At 30.8% G+C, this 13,962-nt stretch carries 10 protein-coding genes and 4 pseudogenes; 3 read left to right on the top strand and 11 right to left on the bottom strand.

From position 1 onward, the window contains the following. Nucleotides 1–239 precede the first annotated feature (239 nt). The 9 genes and pseudogenes from bpuSUM_RS08475 to bdr (bpuSUM_RS08435) all read right to left on the bottom strand — a co-directional run bounded on the left by bpuSUM_RS08475 (nt 240) and on the right by bdr (bpuSUM_RS08435) (nt 10,289). On the bottom strand, nt 240–1,409 hold the full coding sequence (locus bpuSUM_RS08475; protein ID WP_247067908.1) for a ferrous iron transporter A: 1,170 nt from the start codon (nt 1,407–1,409) through the stop codon (nt 240–242). A gap of 261 nt (nt 1,410–1,670) precedes the next feature. Further along, nucleotides 1,671–2,546: a hypothetical protein gene (locus bpuSUM_RS08470; RefSeq protein WP_247067906.1), complete on the bottom strand. Its 876-nt coding sequence runs from the start codon at nt 2,544–2,546 to the stop codon at nt 1,671–1,673. Nucleotides 2,547–3,092: 546 nt separating this feature from the next. Beyond that, a pseudogene (locus bpuSUM_RS08465) lies at nt 3,093–4,084 on the bottom strand (variable large family protein); the annotation flags it as partial. A gap of 101 nt (nt 4,085–4,185) precedes the next feature. After that, nucleotides 4,186–5,247 carry a variable large family protein gene (locus tag bpuSUM_RS08460; protein WP_430644673.1) on the bottom strand — a complete coding sequence of 354 codons (1,062 nt, stop codon included), beginning with the start codon at nt 5,245–5,247 and terminating at the stop codon, nt 4,186–4,188. Between the two features lie 122 nt (nt 5,248–5,369). Beyond that, nucleotides 5,370–6,340, bottom strand: a pseudogene (locus bpuSUM_RS08455) (variable large family protein); the annotation flags it as partial. A gap of 122 nt (nt 6,341–6,462) precedes the next feature. After that, nucleotides 6,463–7,515 (bottom strand): variable large family protein, encoded by a 1,053-nt coding sequence (locus bpuSUM_RS08450; protein ID WP_430644675.1) that lies wholly within the window; start codon nt 7,513–7,515, stop codon nt 6,463–6,465. A gap of 124 nt (nt 7,516–7,639) precedes the next feature. Beyond that, nucleotides 7,640–8,269, bottom strand: a complete 630-nt coding sequence (locus tag bpuSUM_RS08445) for a Vsp/OspC family lipoprotein (RefSeq protein WP_347343311.1) — start codon at nt 8,267–8,269, stop codon at nt 7,640–7,642. Between the two features lie 129 nt (nt 8,270–8,398). Then, nucleotides 8,399–9,362, bottom strand: a pseudogene (locus bpuSUM_RS08440) (variable large family protein). Between the two features lie 261 nt (nt 9,363–9,623). Beyond that, complete coding sequence (gene bdr / locus bpuSUM_RS08435) at nt 9,624–10,289, bottom strand: Bdr family repetitive protein (protein WP_247067904.1); 666 nt, start codon at nt 10,287–10,289, stop codon at nt 9,624–9,626. Between the two features lie 712 nt (nt 10,290–11,001). On the opposite strand from bdr (bpuSUM_RS08435), the gene bpuSUM_RS08430 reads away from it, so the two are divergent. The 3 genes from bpuSUM_RS08430 (at nt 11,002) to bpuSUM_RS10100 (ending at nt 11,831) form a co-directional block, all read left to right on the top strand. Then, nucleotides 11,002–11,253, top strand: coding sequence for an Mlp family lipoprotein (locus bpuSUM_RS08430; protein ID WP_247067902.1), 252 nt, complete (start codon nt 11,002–11,004; stop codon nt 11,251–11,253). Further along, nucleotides 11,163–11,411, top strand: coding sequence for an Mlp family lipoprotein (locus bpuSUM_RS08425; RefSeq protein ID WP_247067900.1), 249 nt, complete (start codon nt 11,163–11,165; stop codon nt 11,409–11,411). Before bpuSUM_RS08430 ends, bpuSUM_RS08425 begins: the two co-directional genes overlap by 91 nt. Nucleotides 11,412–11,642: 231 nt before the next feature. Further along, a complete protein-coding gene (locus tag bpuSUM_RS10100) occupies nt 11,643–11,831 on the top strand; it encodes an Mlp family lipoprotein (protein WP_430644674.1) in 189 nt (62 codons plus the stop codon). A gap of 1,405 nt (nt 11,832–13,236) precedes the next feature. On the opposite strand, the pseudogene bdr (bpuSUM_RS08420) reads toward bpuSUM_RS10100, so the two are convergent. Continuing rightward, nucleotides 13,237–13,371, bottom strand: a pseudogene (gene bdr, locus bpuSUM_RS08420) (Bdr family repetitive protein); the annotation flags it as partial. A 24-nt stretch (nt 13,372–13,395) separates the two neighbouring features. Beyond that, nucleotides 13,396–13,962, bottom strand: a complete 567-nt coding sequence (locus bpuSUM_RS08415) for a chromosome replication/partitioning protein (RefSeq protein ID WP_247067896.1) — start codon at nt 13,960–13,962, stop codon at nt 13,396–13,398.

Below are 13,962 nucleotides of genomic sequence, written 5' to 3'. Positions count from 1 at the left end.
TTATTAATATGTTAATAGTATAGAACTTTTAGATGTCTCTAATAATAGCATAATTATACACTGCATTTAGTAAAAGGTTACTTCTCTAAATAAAGAAAGCCCAATTTCTGTAGTTTTCTCATCTGAAAATCTTATATCATTGATAATACACTAATAAATAATATCTTTAAATTAAAAAAAGGCTACAATTTTACGTAGCCTTTTTGTTAAATCTAAAATAATAATAGGATTATTACTTTCTAATACCAAGGACCATCTTTATCAACAGCTCCCTGCACTACCTTAAGAGAATCTTTCATTTGTAGGATTGGGGATACTATTGCTTTATATGCTTCATATGGATTAGATTGTCCTTGGACCTTTGAAATTAAAGATTTCACTTCTGTTGCAAGTTTATCCAATCTGCTTTTTGCATGTATTTCCATTATGTATACAAAATTTGTTGCGGTCTTTGCACTCACTTGAATATAGTTTAACAGGGCATTAAGATCTTTCTCAAGTTTTTGCTTTGTAAACTTTTCAGCTTCTTTTTTAGCTTGAGCTTTGGTATCAGCATCAAGACGTGTAGAATACATTCTTGTTCTTTGCTCCTCAAATAATCTGTAATTATTATACACCTTATCAATTATGCCAATTGCTGAACCTACATTATATCTAACACCTTCCAGATAGGACTTATATCTATTGTCTAACCTTGTCTCCTCTTCATCATATTTATCTTCATCATCTTCCAAATAGTATTGATCATAATCTTCTTCCTCTATCTCATCTGTGTATGAAACAGTGTTTGAACCTGCAATATCTTCTGGTCTTAAATCAGAGTCTATAGTAAAATCAATTTCATTCCTTTCAATAGTCTCCTTCAATTCACCACTTTCACTGCTAAGGAAAGTTGAACTTCCATAAACCATTTTTGCATGATCATAAGAGGAACCATACACTGTTGAAACACCAGTGGTGATTAAATCTTTATTCTCTGCATTTTGTTGATTTTGTATCCCCTTTTCTCTAAGCTCAGATTTTTTACTTGATAATTTAACTCTTGGGATTTCCTCATTAATAAGACCATCATTTATTTCAAGACTATCCTCAAGTGTAGATTTCTTTACCACATTATCCTGATGTACATCATTTTGAAGATCACTAGTCATATCATCTGACATTACATTTTGTACTAAATTACTATTATTACCAGACCTCTTAACACGACTAGCAGAAAGTCTCTTTTTGGAAACTTTTCTTCTTTTTTTTGTAGACTTTCCAATAGATTTTTCGCTAGCATCTAAGATAGAGGTCACCTTATCAACCAAATCAAGAGATTTTTCTTTCATTTCATCATTCATGAATAAATCACAACTGATAAAACTCAAAAGTAATCCCAAAGCTACATATTTATTTTTGAATTTCATTTCTCTCTCCTTTAAAACTAATATTAAAGATATAGCACTTTGAATAAGATTCAAGTCTTTATTAAAATAGGTAAAACCATTTGACTTTAGCTCTCTTAAGATATTACATTAATACTTTTTACTATTTTTTTGTGTTAATTCATACAGTAATAAACTTATTAGCTTGAACCTTAAAACTCAAGCTAATAAACTCAATTTATGCTACTTATAAAAAGTCATAACAAATAAAATTATGGAAGATTAGGTATTTTACCCCTAGTACTACTTCAACCCTAATGCTTGATGTGCACTCTTTAAAGCAACAAACGCTTCCTCTGCCTGCTTCATCGCATTTCTAAGATTATCCATCTCTGATTCTACTTTAGCAAACATATCTTCTGCTCTATTCAAACTAGTTTTTGCATCTGATAGATAATAATAACGTATAACATAATAATAATTACTTGACCTCAAATATCTTAACTCATCTAAAGCAGACTCCGTAAGACCTCTTGCATGTTCAACACTACTTCTTGCATGTTCTAATCCATTAACTGCATCTTTATATAATATCATCGCAATATTACTACTTGATCTAACATTCTCAATTGCTTGATCTAACTTTATCTTAACATTTTGATCAATACCATTTCTAGAAGAACTCCTTGCCCTATCAAGATCAGACTTAGCTTTCATAATATCAGTCTTCATACTCTCAAGCTTTAATACTGATGCACTTACCTCCCTATGCATTGCCTCAATAGTTGCCAATTTACTATTAACTTTGCTCCTAATATCATTAGCCTTGATCTCTTGAGAATAAAGCTCATTCTCTTGCTCCTTAGTTAATGCATTAGATTGAGATACAAACTGTTGCTCTACTACCTCTTCAAGTCTTTCCTCTTTAAGACTTAATTCAATACCTTCTCGTTGTAAGTTCTTATTTATTTCTACACCTTCTTCAATCCTTACAACAATATCTGCTTGCTCTTCTTCAATCTCTTGATTTCCTTCTCTAGCGTTTAAATCTTTATTATCTTTGCTTTCATCTAAAAACTTTTCTCTTGCTTTGTCTAGCAAATCATTAAGGACATTTATATCACATGATAACAAACATAATAATGTTAACATACATACTGATAAAATACTTCTCTTCATATCTCCCCCTCCTGGGATATCAAATCATTTAATTATTGAATCTCGATAGTTGAAATATAATAACAATTACTGGTAAATATATACCTTTTATTTTAAATTGCAAATAAATTATTAAAATAATACAATAATCTCACTTTGACCTACTTAAAAACACAACAAAACTATTTCATTAAGTAAATTTATACAATAAAGAACAAAAATATAATCTTAATATAAAACTTGTAATCAATTACATCCAATTTACGCTTTAAAAAAATAAATAATTAAAAACAATTAACCAAAATAAACATATCATTCAATAAAAACAAAAACTAAGAAACCTCGTTCCTACCTTTACTTTCCGAATAATTCTACGCATTTACTAAACAAAACTAATCTTATAATAATCATTTGCCCTTAGTTAAAAAGGTTTAACCAGACCCTGTCTACTTATCTTTAGTACAAGTATTTAATGCATCACCAAAATGCAAAGAAGGCAAACAATTCTTATAAAAAGAAGAGTTTCCCTCAAATGACTTTATTTAGTAGATTATTTAATTAGATAATTTACTTAGTAGCAGCAGGTTGAGTAGTAGTACTAGCTTCAGTAATAGTTTCAGAGTACTTTATTCCCTTAACAGCTTCTCTTATCTTATCTAGATTGCTTGATACTGTTTTCCTAATTATAAAATCAAGCACTCCTAGTACCTTATTTACAGCACTTACTGCTACTGCTTTAACAATAGCAACTTCAGTAGCATCATCATGCTTAGCAGTAAACTTACCAGTCTTAGTCATAGCTTTAAGAGCTAAGGCAGCTGCTAGGTTGGCATTAGTAGCTGCCTTAGCACCATTAGCATCAGCTGGAGTACCAGTAGCTAATGTTCCAGCGTCTTTATCGTTACCAGCAAGAACAGCGGTATCAGTTGTAGAATTTTTCATCTTCTCAATCATTACCCATGGATCAGCCTTAGCTACTTCAGCTGCTAATTTATCACCAGCCCCCTGACCTGCATTATTACTCCCAATTGCAGCAGGAACACTTGCAGCAGCAGCATTTACTGCATTACCAGCGGTTCCAGACTTGATTTCTATTCCAGATTTCTTTGCTGCATCAATAATAGCTTTAACTTCTTTAATAATAGCATCAACACTAGGCTTATCAGCAGCAACTGCAGCCGCAGCACTAGCGGTATCACCAATCGGAGAATCGTCCTTAGTTACATCAGCAAGTTTAGTTAAAGCAGAAATTAGTTGTTCAAAGACATCACTAGCACTGATAATTGCATTCTTAACAGCTTCAATTGTGCTGCTATTAGCATTTTTTGCTTCAGATATTTCACCTGATAGCTCATTTAACTTATTCTTAGTAGTTGTAAGCCCATCACCTATAGTCTTAAAGTGTTCACCAACCTTACTTCTCTTGTCACCCGATTTAACTGCTGTAAGTCCCAAAGCGTCTCCAATAGCATTACCAAAGATGCCAAAATCTCGTAAAACCCATGACCTATCTTAACTAATGAATCTAAGAAAGTATTCTTACTCTCAGCAGCCAATTTAACTTCTTAAGTTTAATTACAACAATATAGAAAGCATCTTAGATTTATCTCTAAGCTTGCCTTCTAATATTAATTTTAAGTAATTAATCTAACTATCTAGTTTACTTCTGACCTGCTGGTTTTGGAGCTCTTGCTTCATCTATTTTTTCTTTTGCTTTCTCAAGAACATTTTTCACTGCCTTTTTAATTACATCCTCTACTGCTCCTAGTAGTTTGTTTGCTGCTGTTACTCCGATTTTTTGTACTTCTCCTTGTCCTCCTTGTCCAGCTGCTGCAGATGCTAATTTACCTGTCTTAACTAAAGAACGTAATGCTACCCCTCCTGCTACTGCTGCTGCCTTTGCAGTATCTGCACCTGCTAAATTAGCAGCTGATCCTCCTTTAGCAAAAGAAATGGCAGTTGTACTTCCATTTGCAGCTGCTGCTAGTGCTGCATCACTTTCTCCTGATTTAACTATTGAGTCTAGAATTTCTTCACCACTTACTGTTGCTAGTATTGCTGCTGCCTTAGCTGCATCAGTTGCTGCTGGTTTGTTGTCTGTAGCCAATATTTTAGCACCATCCTTATTATCTGCATTATCTACTTTTAATGTTGTTGCTCCTACTTTTGGCTTTGAAATACCTTCTGTAGTAGCTGTTTCCACTATTCCTTTCAATGAATTATATGCTTTCTTTAATTCAGTTTCATCTGCAGCTGTTCCTGCAGCATCACTTGCTGCATCTCCTACTACTTTAGCATCACCTATATCTTTTAAAGAGTCTAAATGAGTTTTTAATGTGTTTAAAGTAGCCTTAGCAGAATCAATAGCTACTCTAATAGGATTTTTAGATGCATCGCTTGTATCAATACCTGCTGTTGCTTTAACTGCTACTTGTTCTAACTCTTCTGATGCTTGTCCAAGCTTCGCACCTAGACTGTTAAAATAACCCCCTACATCACTCTTCTTTGTAGTTGATTTAGCAGTAAAGCCTAATGTACCGGATAGTAACTCTAAAAATGAATAAAAAGCATTCTCAGCACTTCTACCTATATCCATGAGAACTGAACTTAAACTGCTCCCTCCTGTAGCAGCCCCACCACCATTAGCAGACTGATGTCCACTACCACAGCTAAGAAGTAAAAATAAAGTTATTAATAACGCACATAAAGTAATTCTTTTCATTATCACGTGCCTCCTTATTAACCTAAAGAAAAAGCTAGAGATAAATAAAAGGAAAACGAATCTCATGAATAGAGAAATAGTTTTCCTCAAATGACTTTATTTAGATTATTTAATTAGATAATTTATTTAGTAACAGTAGGTTGAGTAGAACTAGCTTCAGTTGTTTCAGTAGTAGTCTCAGAGTACTGTATTCCCTTAACAGCTTTTCTTATCTTATCTAGTTCGCTTGCTACTGTTTTTCTAATTATCAAGTCAAGTATCCCTAGCATCTTATTTACAGCAGTTACAGCAGCGGCTTTAACTGCACCATCTTATTAGCAGCATTACTAAATTTACCACCCTTAGCCATAGCCTTTAGTGCAACAGCAGCTACTAGGTCAGCATTACTTTTAGCACCAGTATTAGCAGCATCAATTTTAGTAGCTAGCGCTCCAGCTTCATTAGCATTGCCTGCAACAAGTGCAGCATCAATCTTAGCATCTTTAATCTTACTAATCATAGCCCATGGATCTGCTTTTGATACCTCTTCAGCTAGATTAGGACCAGAGTTAGCAGCTGCAGCAGCACCAGACTTTGCAAGAGCTGCTCCTGCCTTATCATCACCAGCAGCCACTGGACTACCAGAATTTCCAGCATTAATCTTTACACCAGACTTTTCGGCAGCCTCAATAATAGCTTTAACTTCTTCAATAAAAGTTTTAACGCTAGCCTCATCAGCAGCAACTGCAGCACCAACACTAGCGGTATCACCAATATCAGCACTATCATTAGTTACACTAGCAAGTGTAGTTAGAGCCTCAATTAGTTGTTCAAAAGCATCATTAGCACCTTTAATTACTCTCTTAACAGATTCAATTGTGCTACTATTAGCATTTTTTGCTTCAGATATTTCACCTGATAGCTCATTTAACTTATTCTTAGTAGTTGAAAGTTCATTTCCTATAGTCTTAAAGTGTTCACCAACTTTACTTCTCTTGTCACCGGATTTAACTGCTGTAAGTCCCAAAGCGTCTCCAATAGCATTACCAAAGATGCCAAAAATCTCTTGAAATCCTTGACCTATCTTAATAAGTAAATCAAAGAAAGAAATTTTTAGATTAAGAAGCTAATTTAACTTCTTAAGTTTAATTACAACAATATAGAAGGCAATCTTAGATATAAATCTAAGATTGCCTTCTAATTTTAATTTTAAGTAATTAATTTAATTATCTATTTTTATTGCTGAGCTGCTGCTTTTGGAGCTCTTGCCTCATCTATTTTTTCTTTTGCTGTTTTAAGCACATTCTTTACTGTCTTTTTAATTAGATCCTCTACCGCTACTAATAGTTTATTTACCGCTGTTATTCCTGCCGCTTCTACTGCTTTGTTATCGTTATTATTATTAGCAGCTAATTTACCATCTTTAACTAAAGAACGTAGTGCTATTCCTCCACTCACCGCACTTGCTAACGCTGCATCTTGTGCTAAATGATCTGCAGTAGCTCCTCCTCTTGCAAACTTCAATGCACTTGTATCCTGATTTACATTGCCTCCTATTGTTCCAGTTGCATCTCCTTCAACTGATTTAACAATAGCTGCTAATATTTCTTCTCCACTCACTGATGATACTATTAATGCGGCTTTATCTCCCGCAGCTGCTCCTGCATTATCACCTGCTGTTAAGACCTTAGCTCCATCTTTTGCATCAACTCCTATTGAATTTGAAGCTAATGTCACACTACTTGTGTTTAGCTCTTTAACTTGTTGTGTCTTAGCCGTGTTCACTATTCCTTGAAGAGCCTTAAGAGCTATTTTTAATTCATCTGTACTTGCTGCTACTCCACTTTGTTGGGAAGCCACCTCACCTACTACCTTGTTATTAGCATCACCGATATCTTTTAAGGAATCTAAATGAGTTTTCAATGTGTTTAAAGTAGCCTTAGCAGAATCAACTGATTCCTTAATTACCTTGTTTAATAGGCTATCTTTATCAGAACCTGCTGTTGTTTTTACTGCTACCTTTTCTAATTCATCTGATGCTTCTCCAAGCTTAGCACCTAGACTGTTAAAATAACTGGCTACATCACTCTTCTTTGTATCTTTAGTTACTCTGAATCCTAATGTATCAGAGAGTAAATCTAAAAAAGAATAAAAAGCATTCTCAGCACTTCTACCTATATCCATGAGGACAGAACTTAAACTGCTCCCTCCTGTAGCAGCTCCACCACCATTAGTAGACTGATGTCCACTGCCACAGCTAAGAAGTAAAAATAAAGTAGTAAAGCAAATAAAGGAAGAATAAAAGAAACAAAAAAAGCTAAGAGAAGAAAACTCTTAGCTTATTATTTATAGACTTTATTTTATAAGAAAATTACTATTAATTAAAAACTAATCTTATAATAATAATTTATCTCTAGTTAGAGGGTTTAACAGGAGTTGTAAGCTCCTTAATAGCAGACTTTACTTCAGCTTCAGCAGCCGTTAATAACTCATCAATTTCTGTGTTCAAGGCAATAAGTTCTGCCTTACCTTTCCCTCCAGTATTATCGTTTTTATCTATGGCATTTTTTATATGAGCATCAGTAACATCTTTTTTACAAAGATCATCATCTTTCAATTTATCCAAAAATGGTTTAATTTTTGCCTTTACACCAGCAATTTTTGCCTTCAAATCACTAGAAAGCCCAACTTTTTTTTCTAATGATGCCAATTTAGTATCTATACCCGATACTAAGCTATACACCCCTACAACTAATTGTCCATTATTATCATTTTTCTCATCTTCTAAAGTGCCATCATCCTTCTTAAGCTTTTTTCCAATACCCTTAACAAACTCATCAACGGACTTAACTAAAGTATGAATTTCTTTAACATCTTTAGCAAAAGCAACAGAGTCTTTTATGTTATTAGTTATTGTAACTAGGTCAATAATAGTGCCATCAGATTTAGCAGCCTGCCCATCTTTAGTAGCAGACCCTGAAGTATTACAAGAAATAAGTAAAAATAAAGTCAAAAATAACGCACATAAAGTAATTCTTTTCATTATCACGTGCCTCCTTCTTTACTCAAGGGGGCAATATAAAAAATAAAAGGAAAACGAATTTCATGAATAGAGAAATAGTTTTTCTCAAATGACTTTATTTAGTTATGTATTTGTTATTAATTCTGATCATTAACTTTTAGTTTCAGAGATTTGCTTATTAGTAATTACAGGGGTATCGGTAACATTAATTTTTATAGCATCTTTAACTTCTTTAAGTCCTGTGTCAATAGTATTTCTTATAGCAATAGTTAAAGTATCCAATGCTTTAGTAACAGCACTAACTGCTACGCCTTTAACTGCAGTAACAGCATCATCAGCAGCAGCACTAGGACCAGCAAATTTACCATCCTTAGCCATAGCTGTTAATACAATAGCACCTGCAATAGTTCCATCTTTAGGAACAGCTCCAGCATTCTGAGAAATAGCTAATTTAACAGCATCACCATTATCCTTAATCATGGCTTTTAAAATGTCAGCACCAGTTACAGCTCCGATCGACGCTGCAGCACAGGCTGCTGCAGCATTATCAGCTCTATTGCCATCAGTGGTCGTAGTAAATAATTTGCCAACATCTTTCTTACTATCACCTTTAGTAGCATCAGCATTTGCATTTCCTTCACCTTGCTTTAGAATCTACGTCAACAATTTCTTTAATTCCTTTAACAAGAGCATTGACACTTGTAACATCTGCTGCTACAGCATCCTCATTTTGTTTAGCATTTCCAATAACAGTATCAGTTGTAGCCCCACTAGCAGCTGTCTTAGCTCCTTCTGCAATTTTGTCTAATGTGCCTGTAATAAACGTATCAACAACTGATTTAATTTTTGAGTAATTCCCATTCTTAGCAACTTCCGTCTGTAACTTTTTTTTAACTGAGTTCATAGTTTTTTCAATATCAGTGAAATACTTACCAATGTCAGATTTCTTAGTGTCAGCTTTAATACCAAAAGCCCCAGTAATCATATCAGAAAGGGAAGTAAAAACATTTAAGAAGTCATTACTTAAACTAATAACAGATTTTAAGAATCTACTCTGAGGATCTTCCGTCTTAGTAGTACCACTGCCACAACTAAGAAGTAAAAATAAAGTCATAAGTATACTTAATATTTAAGTTTTCAATTTTCCCACTTAATCTATTCTTCATATTATAGATATTATAGTGCATCCTTTTTTACTCAAAAGGACAAAATGGTTAAAACCCTTTGATAAGCACAAAAACAAAAACTAAAAGCATAGATACTTTAATATTACAGAGACTGTATGTGACTCAACAATTAATAAAATTGATTAGTTTTGGTAATAAAGATAATTGATATGTAAATCAAATAAAGAAAAGGTTCACTTAATTTAAATTTATTTATTTAACAATGAATAGACTATGGACATTAATGTTAAAAATATTCCTATATTAAGGGTAATAATTGTTCCAAACATCCAACCATGAAGTCTTAGTGTACTCTTAAGTTCCATTGTGTTAACATCAATCTTATTGTCCAGTTCATTAAATTTAGTATCAATCTTATTATCCAGGTCCTTAATGTCTGATTTCAGTTCACTTCTAACAGTATCAATCTTATTATCAAGTTCATTGAATGTAGTATCAATCTTAGTGTTAAGATTATTTTCAACAGTATCAATCTTGTTATCCAGTTCATTGAATTTAGTATCAATCTTATTATCCAGGTCCTTAATGTCTGATTTCAGTTCACTTCTAACAGCATCAATCTTATTATCAAGTTCATTGAATTTAGTATCAATCTTAGTGTTAAGATTATTCTCAACAGTATCAATCTTGTTATCCAGTTCAGTCTTGACTGATTTAATTTCGGATTGTAAAAGTGCTTCAACTTTTTCAAGTTTTATATCAAAGTTTTCTTTTAAAAACTCAATATCTTTATAAGTCAGTTCATTACGATAATATCTGTAAGATAAATCAATAGCAATATCTCTATTTATACCCGCTTTAGTAAGTTCATTGATGACCATTTGTTGTGTAATAACTGATTGAGGAAGTCCCATAAAAATCTCCTTATATAATTATTATATAATATCTTAAGCGTTATAAGAATCTTATTTTAATAAAATGTACTTTAAGAGTACATGTACTTTGTACTTATAAATATCAAATATAACTGATTTACTTGAATCATTCATAATACTAAGTTTAGATGTCGCAAACAACTCTATTAACATAGTAATTCCAGTAAATTTATTATTTATAAGTTTAACAGGTTAAATTCTAAACTTATGACTCATACCTGCTCTAAGTTTAAGAAAGTTTTTAGTCACATCCCCATAGCCAAAAGTGTTATCCCTATCTTCAATATATAACATTATACAATTTTTTTTAAATTCATAAAAAATTTCAAATACAATCTTAATAACAACATTTACTTACCTTAGTATGTGTTGTTAAAAGATTACTACCAGTACTATTTAGACTTAAATTATTACAGACAAAAGTAAAAATAAAATCATTAATATAAGAGCTAGAAAGCTAAAAAAGAATAATTTTTGAAAATTAAATCAATACTTATAATAGCTTATACAGCACAAAAAGAATTGCTATATATTGTTTAAATCACAAAGATAAGAGGTTTAGTATGATTAGTATGAATGAAAACATAAGATCATTAATATTTTTAACACAGTATTTTTGTACTGTTGCAAAGGATACAAGGTAAGTACCGTACCTACTGAAACTCAGATACACAGTGGAGCTAAGGGAACTTTGGATAATTTACAAAAGAAAACTGATGAAAACACACAAAAAGTTATTACTCTAACTGCTGATGAAAAGAAAAAGTTTAACTCTTTAAAGCATGCATTGAATCGGGTAATTGAAAAATTACAAGATCAAATTGATGGATGCAAAGATGTAAGTAAAAGCAAATGTACAAACTTTATTACCTGGATCAATGGAAACATACAAAAACAAAAAGAGTTAGCAGAAGATTTTACCACTATAGTTACAATCTCTTAGAAGATAAAAAACAAAAACATGAAGATAATAAAGATTTTAATACTTATATAAGTAATGCTATTGATTGTAAAGCCAATAATCAAATTAATCAATGTAATAATGACAATAAGTACGGCAATGATACTAACGAAATAGAACAATTTTTAGAAGTGTTTTAAACCATATGTCTATTAAAAATACTTAAAGGTTGGCAAGAAATTATTATACAAAAAAAATAAAATAAATATTTAAAACAATAGGTAAATATCAGGATAAGGGAATTTAATATGAAAATTACCAATTTTGGTTTGATGATCTTATCACTATCAATTAGTAATTGCGATCAAAATAACAATAATGATAAAAAAGCTAAAAATAGAGCTAAAAGAGATTGAAAAGAACAATCAAAAATAAAAAAAACACCTGAAGAAACATTAAGAGAAAAGTTAAATAAATCTCAACTAAAAAGACTAGATTTCTTAAAAAAAGTTTTAGATGATAAAAGTAAATTTAATCATCTTATAAATTTAGATGAAGAAAAAATTAAAATATCACTAAATCATATACAAAGTGATCTTTCAATGTACACAGATGGGTAATTCAGAACAAAAAAAAGGAATCGTTTAAACCTTAGTAAAGAAATATTAAAAAACAATGATAACAATCTAGACAATATTATTGGTAAGGATAGTCAACTAAACAACACTTATAATATGGAAGGAACAAAAAACTAAGAGAACAATAAACTAAATATGAAACTAAAAAAAATATCTAAAAAATTCAAAATAAAACCTCAATATCAAATCAAAAAAGCAAAAATAAACAGGAGAAAAGAAATTAAATTTTGATGAGCAATACCATACTAAAACCATTAAACCCGTTCACCTTAGATGGGAGAATACTTTTCAAAATTAATTTTATTCTCCAAACAACTTTGTGCTAAATTTTTATGTAATTCTAAAACAAAATCAAATACATGGTACAAATTTTTTGATATATCAACAGTAAAGTCTGAGCATAAATTAATGTTAAGCATCAATTTATTTAAAAAATATATTCGTATCAATAATACCTATTGCTTAAGCTATGTACAGGAAACATTCAAAATTAAACCTAGATAAAGAAAAGCATCTAAGATGGGGCTTCTCTTTTAATGAAATAGAGGTCTATATTTACTGGCAAATAAACTAAAATTTTCATCACTTGATATATAACCAAATAATTTCAGTAGACTTTTTTACCATAGTTAGGTTGTCCATATATTAAAATACGAACAAAACTACTACTAGTTTTGGATTAATCTCAGTCTTTGTTAAATAATTATTTATAACTTCAGTCCAATATTCAACTGTTTTAAATTTTGATCTAGTATAAAAATAATTACATATATCAAAAATCATCAATCCCGCCTCATTGTAGTAAAAAATCATCTATCATCTTTAAACCATCAAACAAAATACCTTTTAACTCTTCTCCCATATATAAGCAAACTCTCAAACACTGCATTTGAAAAGGTTCTATATAGACAACTAACTTCACATTCCCTTAATATAAATACTGGTTTATCTACCCATACAAGTATGTTTCTATAATATTCACCAAACATAACATAACATAACAAAAAAACTATAACAATCACTATCACATGACTTGAAGTAGGTCATACGCCTCCAACCTTCGACAATTTTCTTGAATCATTTTATTAACTTTGAGCATTTTAACTAATCTTTCACTAAATTCAAGATATAGGAATATAAAATTTTAGAGCTTAATTAAACACTCTTTTTTGAATGCTTAATCAAGCTCTAAAAGCTAATTAAATGATAGCAATTAAGGTAGTAAACAAGAATACTACTATCATGTAGAATACAATAAATCTAAAATAAAATCAACCCTAACTCTCTCGGTTTATAAAAATTTTACTTACTATAGACATAATATATCTCGATATCTAAATCAAACTATTCATTTTTGTAAATTCTTTTTTATACTAATGATTTATTGTTATAATGGGCTCATCTTTTCTAGTATGATTTCAAAATCAAAATTATCATTGTGAAATGAAATAAAACCTATTAATTCCTCAGTAAACCTTTTATTTAAAAACTCAGTACTCAAATCTCCCATTTTATATATTTTTGCTAAATTATTCTTATCATAGCCTCATTTATTATTTTTTAAATTTTTGTATTCTTTCATAAATTTTTGAAGAAATTCTTTTTCATCTTCAAAAATCCTATCTAAAAAGTAACTAGTAAACTTAGTATCACTTTTATAAAAATCATAACTATCTTGACTTTTAAGTTGAAATCTTAATGGCCTTATTGAATTTAATCTTGATTTTTTTAAATTTTTACCTTCCTTATCTTTGATTAAAGATAAAACTTCTCTAAACCCATTTTCTAATACATACTGCTCTTCAAGAATGCCCTCTTCTATAGCTGTTGCAATTTTTAAGTAATTATAGGCTTGGGATTTTGCTACATTATAAGAAGTTAAAAATTCGCTAAATTTCTTATAACCATCAAGCTTATAATAATCATTATCTTTTATTTCTTTCAGAATTTTCATTGCTTCTAATTTATTACAGATACTTTCCTTGAAATTTGATTTTAATTTTAATTTAAGTTCATTATACCTTTCTTTTCTCTTTTCCTCTAAAGACAAAATTTGACTATGATTAAGTATAATATTTTTATCGTTATTAATTATTCTTCTATTAATTTCCAT

Origin of the sequence: Borrelia puertoricensis, from assembly GCF_023035875.1 — a bacterium.
GTDB classification, from domain to species: Bacteria; Spirochaetota; Spirochaetia; order Borreliales; family Borreliaceae; genus Borrelia; species Borrelia puertoricensis.
The sequence above is the reverse complement of the archived record's forward strand: the minus strand, read 5'-3'. Positions and strand labels throughout refer to the sequence as shown.